The sequence below is a fragment of the Gordonia sp. NPDC003422 genome (assembly GCF_053588675.1).
The window spans coordinates 62,764-79,069 of the sequence record NZ_JBSFQL010000008.1 but is presented as its reverse complement, the minus strand read 5'-3'; the positions used below and the strand labels follow the sequence as shown (position 1 = coordinate 79,069).

The 16,306-nt window shown below is 66.3% G+C and carries 14 protein-coding genes; 6 read left to right on the top strand and 8 right to left on the bottom strand.

Translation table 11 applies throughout. The annotated features are described in order from the left end of the window. Positions 1 to 56 precede the first annotated feature (56 nt). Positions 57 to 938, top strand: coding sequence for a LysR family transcriptional regulator (locus ACWDTF_RS09035; RefSeq protein WP_240856254.1), 882 nt, complete (start codon positions 57 to 59; stop codon positions 936 to 938). 24 nt (positions 939 to 962) lie between these two features. Here ACWDTF_RS09035 and ACWDTF_RS09030 read toward each other — a convergent pair whose 3' ends face one another. The 4 genes from ACWDTF_RS09030 to ACWDTF_RS09015 all read right to left on the bottom strand — a co-directional run bounded on the left by ACWDTF_RS09030 (position 963) and on the right by ACWDTF_RS09015 (position 4,455). Then, a complete protein-coding gene (locus ACWDTF_RS09030; protein ID WP_449754303.1) occupies positions 963 to 2,111 on the bottom strand; it encodes an acyl-CoA dehydrogenase family protein in 1,149 nt (382 codons plus the stop codon). A gap of 14 nt (positions 2,112 to 2,125) precedes the next feature. Then, on the bottom strand, positions 2,126 to 2,800 hold the full coding sequence (locus ACWDTF_RS09025) for a TetR/AcrR family transcriptional regulator (protein ID WP_374246103.1): 675 nt from the start codon (positions 2,798 to 2,800) through the stop codon (positions 2,126 to 2,128). Further along, positions 2,793 to 3,986, bottom strand: coding sequence for a thiolase family protein (locus ACWDTF_RS09020; RefSeq protein WP_240856252.1), 1,194 nt, complete (start codon positions 3,984 to 3,986; stop codon positions 2,793 to 2,795). Before ACWDTF_RS09020 ends, ACWDTF_RS09025 begins: the two co-directional genes overlap by 8 nt. Positions 3,987 to 4,134: 148 nt before the next feature. Then, positions 4,135 to 4,455 (bottom strand): putative quinol monooxygenase, encoded by a 321-nt coding sequence (locus tag ACWDTF_RS09015; RefSeq protein WP_240856251.1) that lies wholly within the window; start codon positions 4,453 to 4,455, stop codon positions 4,135 to 4,137. A 151-nt stretch (positions 4,456 to 4,606) separates the two neighbouring features. Here ACWDTF_RS09015 and ACWDTF_RS09010 point away from each other — a divergent pair, with 151 nt between their 5' ends. Then, the gene (locus ACWDTF_RS09010) at positions 4,607 to 5,566 is read left to right on the top strand and encodes an 8-oxoguanine DNA glycosylase OGG fold protein (protein WP_449754302.1); all 960 of its coding nucleotides are present in this window, start codon (positions 4,607 to 4,609) and stop codon (positions 5,564 to 5,566) included. A gap of 312 nt (positions 5,567 to 5,878) precedes the next feature. On the opposite strand, the gene leuA is transcribed toward ACWDTF_RS09010, so the two are convergent. From leuA to ACWDTF_RS08995, 3 genes are all read right to left on the bottom strand, one after another. Then, positions 5,879 to 7,729: a 2-isopropylmalate synthase gene (gene leuA / locus ACWDTF_RS09005; protein WP_433257561.1), complete on the bottom strand. Its 1,851-nt coding sequence runs from the start codon at positions 7,727 to 7,729 to the stop codon at positions 5,879 to 5,881. Between the two features lie 186 nt (positions 7,730 to 7,915). Beyond that, on the bottom strand, positions 7,916 to 8,482 hold the full coding sequence (locus tag ACWDTF_RS09000; protein ID WP_240856247.1) for a nitroreductase family protein: 567 nt from the start codon (positions 8,480 to 8,482) through the stop codon (positions 7,916 to 7,918). Positions 8,483 to 8,492: 10 nt separating this feature from the next. Continuing rightward, positions 8,493 to 10,007 (bottom strand): MFS transporter, encoded by a 1,515-nt coding sequence (locus tag ACWDTF_RS08995; RefSeq protein WP_240856246.1) that lies wholly within the window; start codon positions 10,005 to 10,007, stop codon positions 8,493 to 8,495. A gap of 151 nt (positions 10,008 to 10,158) precedes the next feature. Between ACWDTF_RS08995 and ACWDTF_RS08990 the strand changes: the two genes are divergently transcribed. Beyond that, on the top strand, positions 10,159 to 10,848 hold the full coding sequence (locus ACWDTF_RS08990) for a TetR/AcrR family transcriptional regulator (RefSeq protein WP_355278217.1): 690 nt from the start codon (positions 10,159 to 10,161) through the stop codon (positions 10,846 to 10,848). A 110-nt stretch (positions 10,849 to 10,958) separates the two neighbouring features. Here the strand turns inward: ACWDTF_RS08990 and ACWDTF_RS08985 are convergent, their stop codons facing one another. Continuing rightward, complete coding sequence (locus tag ACWDTF_RS08985) at positions 10,959 to 12,209, bottom strand: hypothetical protein (protein ID WP_374246098.1); 1,251 nt, start codon at positions 12,207 to 12,209, stop codon at positions 10,959 to 10,961. Between the two features lie 145 nt (positions 12,210 to 12,354). Between ACWDTF_RS08985 and ACWDTF_RS08980 the strand changes: the two genes are divergently transcribed. From ACWDTF_RS08980 to ACWDTF_RS08970, 3 genes are all read left to right on the top strand, one after another. Beyond that, positions 12,355 to 13,620 (top strand): aspartate kinase, encoded by a 1,266-nt coding sequence (locus ACWDTF_RS08980; RefSeq protein ID WP_240856244.1) that lies wholly within the window; start codon positions 12,355 to 12,357, stop codon positions 13,618 to 13,620. Between the two features lie 32 nt (positions 13,621 to 13,652). Next, positions 13,653 to 14,678: an aspartate-semialdehyde dehydrogenase gene (locus tag ACWDTF_RS08975; protein WP_240856243.1), complete on the top strand. Its 1,026-nt coding sequence runs from the start codon at positions 13,653 to 13,655 to the stop codon at positions 14,676 to 14,678. A gap of 225 nt (positions 14,679 to 14,903) precedes the next feature. Next, positions 14,904 to 16,184, top strand: coding sequence for a lipase family protein (locus ACWDTF_RS08970; RefSeq protein ID WP_449754301.1), 1,281 nt, complete (start codon positions 14,904 to 14,906; stop codon positions 16,182 to 16,184). The last annotated feature ends 122 nt before the right edge of the window (positions 16,185 to 16,306 follow it).

The window sequence follows — 16,306 nt, the reverse complement described above, 5'->3', positions numbered from 1 at the left end:
GGATCCGCGGTTAAGCATCATCGAACGGTCTTCGGTGGTTGACGTAGCCTTTCTTCATGGACATCAAGAGGTTGCGCATCCTGCGCGAGTTCGCCGACCGCGGTTCGGTGGGCGCGGTGGCCGACGCCATGCATCTCACGCCGTCGGCGGTGTCGCAGCAACTGAAGGTCCTGGCACGCGAGGCGGGCGTCGAACTCGTCGAGCAGGACGGTCGGCGTATTCGTCTGACCCCGGCCGGACGGGCGCTGGTTCTGCGTGCCGATGAGGTGATCGCCGTGATCGAGCGCGCACAAGAGGAGATGGCGTCCTATCGCGGTGGCAATGCGCTCGTCCGGCTCGCGATGTTCCCGTCCGGATCGACGCTGCTGCTGCCCACAGTGCTCGACGGTGCGGCCGCGGCCGGCATCGACATCGACGCGTCGCACCTCGACGTGGGCTATCCCGAGGCGCCACCGGCGCTCGCCGACCATGACGTGGTCGTCACCCACCGCGACGAGCGAACCGCGTCGGTCAGGTTGCCGCGGGTGGTGGTGACAGAACTGATGCGCGAGCCTGTTGACGTGATTGCCTCCGGGGCATCGGAACTGGCTCTGCGTGATTCGGTATCGGTGTCGGAGCTGGCCGATTTCGACTGGATCTCCGTCGAGGGTGGCTTCCCGGTCGACGATGTGCTTTTGTCGATCTCCGCGATCACCGGAGTGGCTCCACGGGTGACGCAGCGAATGCTGGATTTCACCACCATCGAGGCATTGGTTGCGGGCGGTCATGGGATCGCCCTCATGCCACGCTATGCCGTGCGTCATCCCGGGGTGAGAAGGCTTGAGCTGAAGGGTGTTCGGGCCGCGAGGGTGTACGAGGCGCTGACCCGTCCGGGTGGCCGCAGTGCTGTCGGAAGCGTCGTGGGCCTACTCCGCGAAGCCAGTGACCTCGCGAAGTAGCGCCCCCGACCCGTCGACCGGGCGTTACAGGCCCAGATCCCGACCGATGATGTCCTTCATGATCTCGGTGGTGCCGCCGAAGATCGTCTGGATGCGAGAGTCCTTGTAGGCGCGGGCCACTCGGTACTCGTTCATGTAGCCGTAGCCGCCGTGCAACTGCACACAGGCGTCGATGACGCGCTTGCCGAGTTCGGTGCACCACCACTTGGCCTTGGACGCATCGACGGCCGACAGATCGCCGTCGAGGACGGCCTGCAGGCAGCGGTCGATGTAGACCTCGGCGAGGTCGAGCTCGGTGGCGAGCTCGGCCATCACGAACCGGTTGTGCTGGAAGGTTCCGATGGGCTTGCCGAATGCCTTGCGGTCCTTGACGTATTGCAGCGTCTCGTCGAAGATCGCGCGGGCGCCGGCGATGGCGCCGATGGCGATGGAAAGGCGCTCCGACGGCAGGTTCTGCATCAGGTGGTAGAAGCCCTTGTTCTCCTCACCGAGGAGGTTCTCCTTGGGTACACGCACGTTGTTGAAGTTCAGCTCGGCGGTGTCGGCCGACTTCAGGCCCATCTTGTCGAGCTTGCGGCCGCGCTCGAAGCCCTCCATGCCACGTTCGACGACGAGCAGCGAGAACGCCTTGTGTCCGGCGCCCGGATCGGGGTTGGTGCGGCAGACGACCACCACGAGGTCGGAGTTGATGCCCGCCGAGATGAAGGTCTTGGCGCCGTTGACGATGTAGTCGTCGCCGTCCTTCTTGGCCGACGTCTTGATGCCGGCGAGGTCCGATCCGGCTCCCGGCTCGGTCATGGCGACCGCGAGAATGGTTTCACCGGTGGCAATTCCGGGCATCCAACGCTTGCGCTGCTCCTCGTTCGCAAGGTGCAGGAAGTAGGGGGCGAGAACGTCGTTCTGCAGGCTCAGGCCCGGCGCGGCTCCGTCGAACTTGGCGAATTCTTCGACGACGACCGCGTTGAATCGGAAGTCCTCGCTGCCGCCGCCACCGAACTCCTCGGGGATGTTGAAGCCGAGCAGTCCGGCGTCGCCGGCCTTCTTGTAGATCTCGCGATCGACCTGGCCGTTGGCCTCCCACTCGTCGCTGTGGGGTGCGCATTCACGAGCGAGGAACTCCCGTGCGGTTGCCCGCAGTGCCTCGTGGTCTTCGTTGAAGATGGTGCGCTTCAATGTGATTCAACTCCTCAGATAGGTGCTAGGACAACGGATGTGTTCGGTTGGGCGCCGACGGCGCGCATGGAGGTGGCCGCGTAGGACTGGGCCACCTGAGTCGGGGTACGGGCGCCCCCTGGCCGATACCAGATCGAGACGGCCTGGCAGGCGCCGAGCAGATAGCGCAGGGTTTCCTTGATGTCGCCGTCGATGTGGAAGTCGCCTGCGTCCAAACCGCGTTGGAGGATGCCTTCCACGAGGTCCTCCATCTCGGTCCGAAGCGCCACATACTCCGCGCGCTGCGGGTGATCGTGTTCGACGTATCGGAATTCGCCTGCGGTGCTGGCCAGTTCGAGATCGGCTGTCATATGCAGCACGATGGCCTCGATCGCATTCGAGAGTTGCCCGGCGGGTGTGTCTGCCTCGGCGATGGCTGCACGGACCCGGCTCAACACCGCGTCCATCGCGGCCTGCAGCACTGCGACCAGCATGCCCTGCTTGCTCTCGTGGTGGTAGTACAGCGTCGGCAGGGAAACGCCTGCGCGGGCAGCGATGTCGCGGGTCGAGGTGCCGTGGAAGCCGCGCTCGTGGAACGCGCTCTTGGCGGCGGCCAGGATCGGCGACAGGGCAGTGGGTTCGGTGCTGCGCCAGCCACCGGGCGGGAGCCCGGCGGCCGGTGACGTCTGTGCGGTGATGGTGTCAGACACGTTCGATGATGGTGGCGTTGGCCATGCCCGCGCCCTCGCACATGGTCTGCAGGCCGTACCGTCCGCCGGTGTCCTCGAGGTGATTGACGAGCGTTGCGAGGAGCCGGGTGCCCGACGAGCCGAGAGCATGTCCGAGCGCGATGGCGCCGCCGCGCGGGTTGAGCTTGGCCGGGTCGGCGCCGAACTCGTGCGCCCAGGCCATCGGCACCGGCGCGAAGGCCTCGTTGACCTCGTAGGCGTCGATGTCGTCGATCGTGAGTCCGGCCCGGTCGAGAAGCTTGTGGGTGGCCGGGATCGGCGCGGTGAGCATGAAGACCGGGTCGTCGCCGGCGAGGGCGAACGTGTGGAACCGAGCGCGGGGCGTGAGGCCCAGCTTGGACGCCATGGTGTCGCTCATGATCAGCGCGGCCGACGCGCCGTCGGTCAGCGGCGATGAGTTGCCCGGCGTGATGTGCCAGTTGATCTCGGGGAAGCGCTGGGCGTAGGCCTCCGAGTAGAACGACGACTTCAGGCCGCCGAGTCCTTCGGCGGTCGTGGAAGCGCGGATCGTCTCGTCGACGCGGTGGGTGGCGGTGTTCCCGTCGGCATCGACGACGTCGATCGGCAGGATCTCACGGTCGAAGAATCCGTCGGCTGTGGCCTGTGCGGCACGCTTGTGTGACTCGGCGGCGAAGGTGTCGAGTGCCTCGCGGTCGAGCTTCCACTTCGCCGCCACCAGCTCTGCGGAGATGCCCTGGCCAACCAGGCCGTCGGGGTAGCGTGCGGCGATACTCGGGCCGTGCGGTTTCTGGCCTGCGACGGAGAAGCCCATCGGCACCCGGCTCATCGATTCGACACCGGCTGCGATCACCACGTCGTACGCGCCGGCGATCACGCCCTGAGCGGCGAAATGGGCGGCCTGCTGGCTGGAGCCGCACTGCCGGTCGACCGTGGTGGCCGGCACCGACTCCGGGAATCCGGCCGAGAGCAGGGCGGTGCGGGAGATGTTCAGGGCCTGCTCACCGGCCTGCCCGACGCATCCGCCGATCACGTCGTCGACGAGGGCGGGGTCGAGGTCGTTGCGTTCGACGATGTTCTTGAGGACGTGGGCGAGCAGTTCGACGGGCTTGGTCTCCGACAGGGCGCCGCCGGGCTTGCCCTTTCCGGAGGCGAGGCGGGCGACGTCGACGATGACGGCTTCGGGCATGAGCAGGTCCTCTCAGAAGAACGATGAATCGCCTGACTACAGCGGAATCGGCCGGAATCCCGGTACCGATCTAACGCTCGTTCTACTGGTCTAGCACGTACTCAAGCGCGGAGACAACACCTGGGTCGAAAATCGACAACCCGTGTGGTCAGATCGCGCCCTTGCCGGCATCCCCGGCCGGGACGGCGGTGAAGGTCTTGACGTCGAGCGGGCCGGCGAGGAGGTCGCCGATCGCCGCGCCGAGTTCGGTGAGCGCCGGCGCACCACCGTGCGTGCCGAGCGCCTCGATCGATTGCCAGCGCTCGATCATCACCAGATCGGTCGAATCGCCCGTCGCCTCGTGCAGCGCGTACTTCTCGCAACCCGGTTCGTCGTGGACCTTCGGGATCGCCGCGAGGATGGCTGCCCGAACCTTGTCCTCTTCACCGGGCTTGGGAGAGATGGTCGCGACGACGATGACTTCGGACATGGGTGAGTTCGCTCCTGACGTGGATCAACGCCCGGACGAGGGTCCAGACGTCGATCACGCTAGGCGATCCGCGGGGTCCCCTAGGCGGAATTCGCGAGATGTCCCGGCAGGCGGACGGAACCGGATCGGGCCGAGGTGCGTCCAAGTGAACATGACCGACAACAATCTCAAGCTCCCCGCCCTGGTGTCCGAGTGGCTCGCTGCCGGAGACCGGACCACCGAGATCTTCACCGATACCGTGCACGTCAATCGGACACAGTGGAACGCAGAACTGTCTGCTCACGGTTTGCCTGAACTGACTGCCGATCGGATCTCTCGCCGTGACCTGTTCCGCATGGGCGAGGACGCCGTCAGCAGCCCGGACGCGGCCATCTCGCTGCTCTGGCACACCGTGGCGTTCTGCCAGGGCCAGAAGATGACCGACGCCAAGCGCCGCATCGCCGCGGTCGCTGCAGATCGCGACCACCTCGGTGCCCTCCTCATGCGCACCGCGACGACGAGTCGGACCGATCCTGCCGAGGCGTACGCATTGCTCAAACCTGAGCGCATCGGCAATGTCATCGCGCGGCTCGGCCCCACCGGATTCACCTGGTACCTCTACTTCGCGGGTGCCGGCGCCCCGCACCATCCGTGTCAGCCGATCGACGCCAAGATTGCCCGCACCCTGAGGTGGGCCGGCTGGCGGACAGTGCGTGACAACAGCTGGGCGGCAACAGAATATGCGGCCTACACGCGGCTGGTCGACCGCTGGCGGGTCGAGGCCGGTACCGATCGGAACGACGTCATCGTGCGCGGCCTGTTCTCGGTGTCACCGCCGACCGACTGGGACTATCCGTGGCAGAACTGGGACGACCGCGAAACCTGGAACAGTGATGATTGGATGCACGGACCGCTGAGCGAGAGCGATCTGAAGCAGATCTATCACTGGCTGGCGCTGATCGCCGACATGTACCCGATGTCGACTGCGGCATATGACTTTTCGACGATCGGGGAGAAGATCAAGAACGTTGTCGGCGGGTCGATCGGATCGACATCGCCGCGCCTGCGCGTCGTCGGCGATCCGTACGACGAGCGCGACAGCTTCCGAGGGCGACTCGGGAATCGGTCGTAGTCAAGAGATCCGCGCTCTGCCCATGGATCCGCGGAAACGGAGCCAACCTCCGCTCCCTGAGGTGCTCGAGGCGCTAGCCGAGAGCCTCGAAGGGCCTGGTGAGACAAGACAATTCGGCGACCAAGGTGCGTCGCTCGGCTCATCCTTGCAGGCGCGACTCGAGGGTGATGGGCCGGACACGGCGGACGGGGATCGCTCGTCTCGGTGCCATGTCCGGCCCAACCCGACACGGTGCAGGCAGGGGTCACCCGCGCACCGTGGGTCTTGGGAGCCACCGCGAAGGTGGCATCGAAGGTGTTGTCTTACAGGGCCTTACGGTGCCCAGGTGCGCGGCGCGGCGCCGCTGTCGGCCTCCACCGGTGCGCTCACCCGGTAGGCGCGGTTCACCGCGGAGACCACGGCGCGCAGGCTGGCGGTGGTGATCGACGACGCGACGCCGACACCCCACACCGTCTCACCGTTGACCTCGGCCTCGACGTACGCTGCTGCGCTCGCGTCTCCGCCGGCGGTCAGCGCGTGCTCGCTGTAGTCGAGCACGCGGACCTCGTAGCCGACGGTCGAGAGCGCGTCGACGAACGCGGCGAGCGGGCCGTTGCCGGTGCCGGCGATCTCGCGTTCGTTGCCTTCGACCTTCACGATCGCGGTGATGTTGTCGTCGCCGCCGTCGACCTCGGCCGCGTCGACCCGCTGGCGCATCCGCTCGAGCGGCCAGATCGGCTGAAGGTAGTTCTCCGCGAAGACATCCCACATCTCCTTGGGATTGACCTCGCCACCCTCGCCGTCGGTGATCTTCTGGATCTCCCGGCTGAACTCGATCTGCAGACGGCGTGGCAGGTTCATGCCGTGGTCGGCCTTCATGATGTAGGCGACGCCGCCCTTGCCGGACTGGCTGTTCACGCGGATCACGGCTTCGTAGCTACGGCCGACGTCCTTGGGGTCGATGGGCAGGTAAGGCACCTGCCACAGGATGTCGTCGACGTCCGAGTCGGCGTCGTCGGCGTCGATCTTCATCTGGTCGAGACCCTTGTTGATCGCGTCCTGGTGGCTGCCGGAGAAGGCCGTGTAGACCAGGTCACCGCCGTAGGGGTGGCGTTCGGGGACGTTCAGCTGGTTGCAGTACTCCACCGTGCGACGGATCTCGTCGATGTCGGAGAAAGAGATCTGCGGGTCGACACCCCGGCTGAACAGGTTCATGCCCAGGGTCACCAGGCAGACGTTTCCGGTGCGCTCTCCATTGCCGAACAGGCAGCCCTCGATGCGGTCGGCGCCCGCCTGGAAGCCGAGTTCGGCTGCGGCGACCGCGGTTCCGCGATCGTTGTGCGGGTGCAGACTCAGGATGATCGAGTCGCGACGCTCCAGGTTGCGGTGCATCCACTCGATCGAGTCGGCATAGATGTTGGGGGTGGCCATCTCGACAGTGGCGGGCAGGTTGATGATCATCGGGTTCTCCGGGGTGGGAGCGATGATCGCGGTGACCGCATCGCACACATGCTTGGCGTAACTCAACTCGGTGCCCGTGTAGGACTCCGGTGAATACTCGTACCGCCAGTTGGTGTCGGGGTACTTCGCCTGTTCGGCCAGCACCTTGTGTGCCGCGTCGGTGGCGATCTTGGTGATGGCGTCCTTGTCGGCGCGGAACACCACGCGACGCTGGAGCACCGACGTGGAGTTGTAGAAGTGCACGATCACCTTGTTGGCCCCGCGGCACGCGTCGAAGGTGCGCTCGATCAGTTCGTCGCGGCACTGGGTCAGGACCTGGATGGTGACGTCGTCGGGGATGGCGCCGTCCTCGATGATCTCGCGGACGAAGTCGTAGTCGGTCTGGCTTGCCGAGGGGAAGCCGACCTCGATCTCCTTGTAGCCCATCCGCACCAGCAGGTCGAACATGCGGCGCTTGCGCGCCGGGCTCATCGGGTCGATCAGCGCCTGGTTGCCGTCACGCAGGTCGACCGCACCCCACATCGGGGCCTTGGTGATGACGTTGTCGGGCCAGGTGCGGTCGGGGATGGCGATCGTCTCGACCTCGTCGGCGAACTGCCGGTAGCGATGCACGGGCATCGCGGAACCGCGCTGGGTGTTCCAGGCGGGTTGCCCCTCGGGGATGGGTCCCGCGGGTTCGATGATGCGGCTTGCGCCGGAAGTGAAGGTATCTGCTGCAGCCATGATGGTCAGTCTCCGGATGAAAGTGGAAAGTGACCGGCGCGTGAAAAGGCCCCGCGACGGAGGGCCGGTCGATTCAGACCCCGCCGCGGCAACCGAGAAGGAGTGCACGCTGCATGTGCGTCACCATACTCTTTGCCACCCGCGACGATCAAATGCGGTTCCGGCGCCCATCCGTGCGCAACGGTCTCAGGAGTCGAAGGGTTCACCCCATGTGGTGCCGAACGCCACCTCGGACAACGGCAGTCGTTCGCGCGGCCACGCGTCACGTTCGCGGATCTCGGGTGGAAGAGTGTCGGGGTCGTCGGCCAGCCGACCGACGGCCAGCACCACGAGCGGGCGCTTGTCATGCGGGATGTCGAACCGTTCGGATGCGGCGGCGGCGTCGAATCCGGCCATCGGATGCCCGTGCAACCCCAGCGCCCGTGCCTGGACCAGCATCTGCGACAACGCGAGGCCCAGGTCGACCGCGCCGTAGGTGTGCGCCTTCGCGTCGTCGGGATCGTTGGTGGTGCACAGCAGGATGAACGCGGACGCGCGAGGCGCCCACCCGATGTTGCCGCGATTCAGGGTGCCGGTCAGCCGCGTGAACGTGTCGTCGCCCCGTAGCCCGACGACGAACCTGAGCGGCTGGATTCGGCCCCACGTCGGCGCCCACCGTCCGGCGTCGAGGATCTCGGTGATCTCAGACGCCGAGACGGTGGCGGTGTCGTCGTAGCCGCGCGGACTCCAGCGACTCTCGATGAGTTCGTGCACGCGGCCGAGACTAGTGGGTGTTCTTCCGCGGCGTGCGCATGACGAAGGTCAGCACCACACCGAGGACGGTCAGCGCGATCACTGCGGCGAGTGACGCGGCGTGCATCCCGTCGACGTATGCCTGACGTGCCGCGTCGGCCAAAGCCGTTCCGCCGTCGCCCATGTCGAGAGCGCGATGCAGGGTCTCGCCGAGCGTGTCACCGAAGTCCCAGCCCCCGGAGCTCTCCCGGAACACCAGCGTCGCCAGCGACCCGAGCAGTGCCAGCCCGAGCGCCGTGCCGAGTTCGAAACTGGTCTCGGAGATGCCCGACGCCGCGCCCGACCGCTCGACCGGAACCGACCCGACCACCACGTCGGACACCAGGCTGAACTGGATGCCGTAGCCGATTCCGGCGATGGAGGTGAAGACCAGGTAGATCCAGATCGGGCTCGACGTGGTGAGCAGGAGCAGCCCCAGGTTGCCGGCCGCGGCCAGCGCGACGGAGCCGACGAAGGCCGCACGCGTGCCGATGGCGTCGGCGGCGCGCGTCGCACCGAGGGAGAACACCGCCACCGCGACAGCCATTGGAAGTCCGGCGAGCGCTGCGGACAAGACGTCGTGCCCCATCACCGACTGCAGGTACACGCTGGTGAGATACGCCATCCCGCCGAGCGCCATCATGCCCACGAGGGCTACGACGACGGCGGCGCTGAACTGGGCGTTGCCGAACAGTCGGACGTCGAGCAGCGGGGCGCGGGTGTTGCGCTGGTGCACGATGAACACCACGAGCATCGCCAGGCCGATCACACCGATGACGACCGGGCCGGTGGCGACACCCTCGGCGGCCATCGTCTTGACGGCGTACACCAGCGGCAGGATGCCCAGCATCGACAGTCCGACGCCGACGAAGTCGAAGGGGTCGGAGGTGCGAGCGCGATACTCGGGAATCAGGCGCGGCCCGAGGATGAAGAGGACGGCCAGCACCGGCACGTTGATCAGGAAGACCACGCCCCACCAGAAGTGGTGCAGCAGAACGCCTCCCAGCACGGGTCCGAGGGCGCTACCGCCCGCGAAGGCGGCCGTCCAGACGCCGATGGCCCGTCCGCGCTGTCGGGCGTCGGGGAACATGTTGGCGATCAGCGACAAGCTCGACGGCATCAGCGTCGCACCGCCGACGCCCATCAGCGCGCGAGCGGCGATGAGGACCGCGGCGCTGGGTGCGAAGGCGGCGATCACCGATGCGACGCCGAACAGCGCGGCGCCGGCGAGGAGTACGCGACGACGTCCGATGCGGTCGCCGACGTTGCCCATGGTGATGAGGAGGCCGGCGATGAGGAATCCGTAGATGTCGAGAATCCACAATTGCTGTGTGGCGCCGGGTTCGAGTGCGTCGGTGATCGCCGGCATCGCCAGATAGAGGACGGAGAAGTCCATCGACACCAGCAACACCGGCAGGGTCAGCACGGCCAGTCCCCACCAGGTACGACGGTCAGCGGCCGCGGGTTCGGCAGGTCGCTGGGTCGTCGGATCGAGCTGGGTGGACATGGTGTGATCTCCTGGGTCGTGATGCGTCTCGGCGGACGCATCTGCGTACGCCGTACGCTCGTACGGTACCCAGGTGAGTACGCTGTACGCAACCAATTTATTCCGGTGATGACCCAGGTCACCGCCCTGTGGTCCCACAGAAAGGTGCCGTGTGCCCGAGGCCGACAATGCGAAACTGACGCTGCCGACGATCGTCGACGCCGCCATCGACGTCGCCGATTCCGACGGGCTCGGTGGCTTGTCGATGCGGCGTATCGCCGATGTGCTCGGAGTCGGCGCGATGTCGCTGTACCGCCACGTCGCCGACAAGGACGCGCTGCTGCAGGAGATGTCGGAGGAGATCGGCCGACGCTTCCCGTATCCGGTCGACCAAGCGGGTCCGTGGACGTGGCGAGAGCGGGTGCAGATCGCCGTCGACGTCGACTGGCAGCTCTATCGGCGCCACCCGTGGGTGGTGCTGGCGTATTCGTCGCCCCGGCACAGTTTCGGTGAAGAATCGCTGGTCTGTCTGGACTGGCTTGCGGCCGGATTCACCGATCTCGGCGTCGACGTCGAGCGGTCCATCGAGATGGCGCTGACCGTCTGGAGCTTTGTCCACGGCGTGGCGCTGGTCATGGTCAGCGACGCGCTGTTGCGGCCGGACAATCCGAGCGCGCCGCCCGACGGTCTGGCCGAGCTGGCCCGCGGCAACACCGATCCCGCGCTACCTCATCTCTCCGGACTCGCCACCAGCCCCGACGCCGCACGGCTGCTCGACCCGCGCAACCGGCTCGACGCGGGCATCGAATTCCTGTGCGCGGGGTTCGAGGCCGCGGCGCAAGGGTCTCGCCGCACCGACTGATCCACTTCACCCCGTCGGATATCTGTACGCGTCAGCCCGACGAAGTGGACTGTGCACTTGGCTGGGCCGCCAGGTACAGCTTTCCTGCGGGGTGGTCGCCGGCCTGCGACTCAGATCGCGTACGGAAACACGGTCAGCATGTGCGCACCGAACCACGAGCTGCCGACGACCACCGGGACCAGCATCGCGACGGCCGCGGCCGGCCGCACTCGCGCGAGCGCCATCGCCAGCGGGATCAGCAGCACGAATGCCGGCAACAGCAGGCGGGTGCGGCTGATGATGAGCCCCGTCGACAGCAGGATCGAGACCACCACGAGGGTGCCGTAGACGAGAACCGGCCAGGGCAGTCGCGACCAGCAGGCGATGGCCATCAGGACCACCGAGGCCACCATCACCCACGCCGTCGCGGTGGCCGCCACCTCACCCGATCCGACGATGGTTGCGTTGACGAAGTTGAATGCCGCTCTGCCCCAGTCGATCCGGGTGTCCCACCCCTCGCTCTGCACCCGGAACCACCCGGTGGGGGAGCCGGTCTGACCCCAGACGATCGCGAGGTAACCGAGGTATCCGAGGGGGCTGAGGACGATCGCCGCCCACGCCCGCCATCCGTCGCGATGGGCGATGATCGCGGCCAGCATGACTACGCCGATGAGGACCACCGAGGTAGGGCGCGTCGCTCCGGCGAGGAGAGTCATGGCTCCCGCCAGCAGCCAGCGATGCTCGAGCACCCCGACCAATGCCCACACGGCCAGCGCACAGAACAGCGTCTCGGTGTAGGCCATGTTCAGCACGATCGACATCGGCGTAGCGGCGAACAGCACGACGAGGATCAGGCCGGTGGCATGCGGCGAGGCCGGTCCGATCGGTGAGCGCTCCGACATCTGACGTGCACACACGGCACCGAGGCGTGCTGCTCCGGCGGCTGCCACGCATCCAAGGATCAGGTTGAGGCCGATCGCGGCACCGAAGGGTGTGATGAGCGGCAGCTTTGCGATGGCACCGACCAGATACGGATAGCCGGGGAAGAACGCGTAGGCGGTTTCGGCGGTGTGCACCCCCTGCGCATCGGTGAGCGACAGCGGAACACCGCCGTAGCCGTATTCGGCGATGGCCAGCATCCACTGTCCGTCCCACACGGTCAGACGCCCGCCGACGGTGCCCCCGTTCAGGTCGGCGAACCGGGCCAGCACGATCACGCCGATCGCGCGGACCGCGAGGAACACGACGACCGCCTCGATCCACCACAGGTGCGGCGAACCGAGTGGCCATGGCCGGTGTGGCGAGGAACTCACCTGGTCGTCGGGCCGGTCATCCTGCGCACGCGCGTCGTCGGCACTGCCGGCATCGGTTGAGGTGACCACGTGAGCGATCGTAGGGCCTGCGCTCGGCGCGGCTCACGTGGATCAGGTCACCACGAATCGGACGTGGTCGCGCTCGCCGGTAAGGTTGTTGCGTCAGCGAACGCCGCAGATCGACCGACAACCGTCGGCAAGGAGGTAACTCGACGTGGCACTGGTGGTGCAAAAGTACGGCGGATCGTCGGTCGCAACGGCCGAACGCATCCGGCGGGTCGCCGAGCGCATCGTCGAGACCAAGAAGCAGGGCAACGACGTCGTGGTGGTCGTGTCGGCGATGGGCGACACCACCGACGAACTGCTCGACCTGGCCCAGCAGGTCAACCCGACGCCGCCTCCTCGGGAGATGGACATGCTGCTCACCTCGGGTGAGCGGATCTCCAACGCTCTAGTCGCGATGGCGATCAGTTCGCTGGGTGCGCAGGCGCAATCCTTCACCGGTTCGCAGGCCGGCGTCATCACCACCAGCAGCCACGGCAAGGCCAAGATCATCGACGTCACGCCGGGCCGCGTCCGCAGCGCACTCGATGAGGGCAAGATCGTGCTGGTCGCCGGGTTCCAGGGCGTCTCTCAGGACACCAAGGACATCACCACCCTCGGGCGCGGCGGGTCGGATACGACCGCTGTGGCGCTGGCCGCCGCGCTGGAGGCCGACGTCTGCGAGATCTACACCGACGTCGACGGTGTGTACTCGGCCGACCCGCGCATCGTTCCGGATGCCCGCCGCCTCGAGACCGTCTCCTTCGAGGAGATGCTCGAACTCGCAGCGTGCGGCGCCAAGGTCCTGATGCTCCGGTGCGTCGAATATGCGCGCCGCTACAACGTTCCTGTTCACGTGCGCTCGTCGTACTCGACCAAACCCGGCACCCTGGTGACCGGATCGATGGAGGACATCCCAGTGGAAGAAGCCATTCTGACCGGAGTCGCCCACGACCGCAGCGAGGCCAAGATCACCGTCGTCGGCCTCGACGACAAACCCGGCTATGCCGCCAAGGTGTTCCGCGCGGTCGCCGACGCCGAGATCAACATCGACATGGTGCTGCAGAACATCTCGAAGGTGGAGACCGGAAAGACCGACATCACCTTCACGTTGCCGCGGGAACTGGGCCCGACGGGAATGGAGAAGCTGGCCAAGCTTCAGCAGGAGATCGGCTTCACCGATCTGCTCTACGACGATCACATCGGCAAGGTGTCGTTGGTGGGCGCGGGCATGAAGTCGCATCCGGGCGTCACCGCCACCTTCTGTGAGGCGCTGAGCGAGGCCGGTATCAACATCGAACTCATCTCGACCTCGGAGATCCGCATCTCGGTGCTGTGTCGCGACACCGAACTCGACGACGCGGTGCGCGCCCTGCATGCCGCCTTCGATCTCGGTGGCGAAGAAGAAGCCGTCGTCTACGCGGGAACAGGGAGGTAAGTCATGGGGCGAGCGAAGCGACGGGAGATGTGATGGGTGTACGTATCGGAGTGGTGGGCGCGACCGGTCAGGTAGGCGGCGTCATGCGAACCCTGTTGGCGCAGCGCAACTTTCCCGCTGACGAGGTGCGGTTCTTCGCATCGGCGAGGTCGGCCGGCAAGAAGTTGCCGTGGGGTGACGGCGAGATCGTGGTCGAGGATGCTTCGACCGCCGACCCCAGCGGTCTCGACATCGCCTTGTTCTCCGCCGGTGCGACGATGTCGCGTGAGCAGGCACCGAGGTTCGCCGCGGCCGGAGTGACGGTCATCGACAACTCCTCGGCCTGGCGCAAGGATCCGAATGTGCCCCTGGTGGTTTCGGAGGTCAACGGCGAGCTTGCGAAGAACCCGCCGAAGGGGATCGTCGCCAACCCGAACTGCACCACGATGGCGGCGATGCCGGTGCTCAAGCCCCTGCACGACGCGGCGGGCCTGCAGCGTCTGATCGTGTCGAGCTATCAGGCGGTATCCGGTAGTGGACTTGCGGGTGTCGAAGAACTTGCGACTCAGGTGCGCGCTGTCGACGGAGACGCGGAAAAGCTTGTCTACGACGGCAGTTCGGTCGAATTCCCGGCACCGAACAAGTACGTCGCCCCCATCGCGTTCAACGTCATCGCGCTCGCCGGCTCCATCGTCGACGACGGTTCGGGCGAGACCGACGAAGATCAGAAGCTGCGCAACGAATCTCGCAAGATCCTGGGTCTGCCCGAGCTTCTGGTCAGCGGAACGTGTGTCCGCGTGCCGGTGTTCACCGGGCACTCGCTGTCGATCAACGCCGAGTTCGCGAACCCGCTCTCGGTGGCGCGCGCCCAGGAGATCCTCGGTGCCGCGGCCGGCGTGGAGTTGGCCGACGTGCCGACGCCGCTCGCCGCGGCCGGCAAGGACAACTCACTGGTGGGTCGTATCCGGCAGGACCCGGGTGTGCCCGACGGTCGAGGACTGGCGTTGTTCATCTCCGGCGACAACCTCCGAAAGGGTGCCGCGCTCAACACGATCCAGATCGCCGAACTGCTCGTCTGACGCAGTCGCAGAAAGTAGGGGAGGAGTTTCTTCCCCGACCCTTGGAGTCCTCCCCTAGAAACTTCTAGGGGAGGACTTTGAACTTAGGGGAGGAAGTTCTTCCGCTAGATTTTTCAGGACCCGTCCCCGGGCAGAGACTTCAGTTGGGCGTGGGAGAGCCCGCGTCGAAGACTGGACATGACCCCGATCACGCGTCCAAGTTACTGTGTGGTAGCTTACTTCCTCATGAGACAAATCAGGGGGATCTTCTCAAGAAATGGTCGGCGGAAACTGTCGTCCGCTGTGCTCGTCGGTGCCGTGGTGGGGGCGGGACTCGTGGTGGCGACGCCGCAGGCCGACGCTGCCACCGACTTCTACACGCCGCCCGCACGGTTCGCGAACGCGCCGGGTTCGGTGATCCGCAGCGAGGCGAGTCCGTTGCTGCTGCAGATTCCGGGGATGGCCAATCAGTGGCCAGGTACCGCCAAGCGGATCATGTACACCTCGCGCTACCAGGACGGTAAGCCCGCGGCGGTCACCGGCACCGTGGTCGAGCCGACCGCCCCGTGGCGAGGTAAGGGGCACCGTCCGACCGTCGTGGTGGGACCGGGCACCGTCGGCCAGGCCGACAATTGCGCACCGTCGAAGATGATGGCCTTCCCGATGTCGGTGGACATCACCAAGCCCAGCATCGGCGTCAACTACACCGCTCCGGAGATGTACTACCTTCTGCTGCAGGGTGTTCGGGTGGTCGTCACCGACTACATCGGATTGGGTACTCCGGGTATCCACACATATGTCAACCGGGCCGAGACCGGCCACGCGATGCTCGACGCCGCACGCGCCGCACTGCGTCTGGCGGGAGCGCCGACGAATGCGCCGGTCGGATTCGCCGGCTACTCGCAGGGTGGCGGCGCAGCCGCGTCTGCCGCTGAACTGGCGTCGACCTACGCCCCGGAGCTCAATGTTCGTGGCACCTATGCCGGTGCTCCGCCGGCCGACCTGGCCAAGGTGATCCCGGCTATCGACGGCTCCACGATCGCCGGCGCGATCGGCTTTGCCATCAACGGGTTGATGGCGCGCTATCCGAACGTGGATCGTGTGGTGCAGCGCGAGACCAATGCCGCGGGTAAGGGTGCGCTGCACAAGATCTCGCAGCAGTGCATCGGCGACATCATCCTGAGCTTCGCCTTCCAGCGCACCCAGAATTGGACGCGCTCGGGCGAGACCTTGTCGGCGCTCATCAACCGCTATCCGGACGTGCAGAAGGTGGTCGGCGAACAGCGCATCGGGCGCTACAAGCCGAACGCGCCGGTCTTCCTCGAAGGCGGGGTTGCCGACGACGTGATCCCGTACGGACAGGTCGCGCAACTCGCCCGCGACTGGCGTGCCCAGGGCGCCAATGTGCACTTCGTGGCAAACCCGACACCGCCGATCCTGACCAAGACGATCGTCAACCACGTCGTTCCCATGCTGGAGACGCTGCTCCCGGGCCTGGAATTTCTGATGGCCCAACTGAATCGCTGACGACCTAGCAAGGCGTCGGTGCCGCTCACAATGAGCGGCACCGGCGCCTTTGTGGATCCAACGCCCGCTGTGCGTGGTCACGGGTACGGCGCTCTCGTTGTGGTGTCTTGACACTGACACGC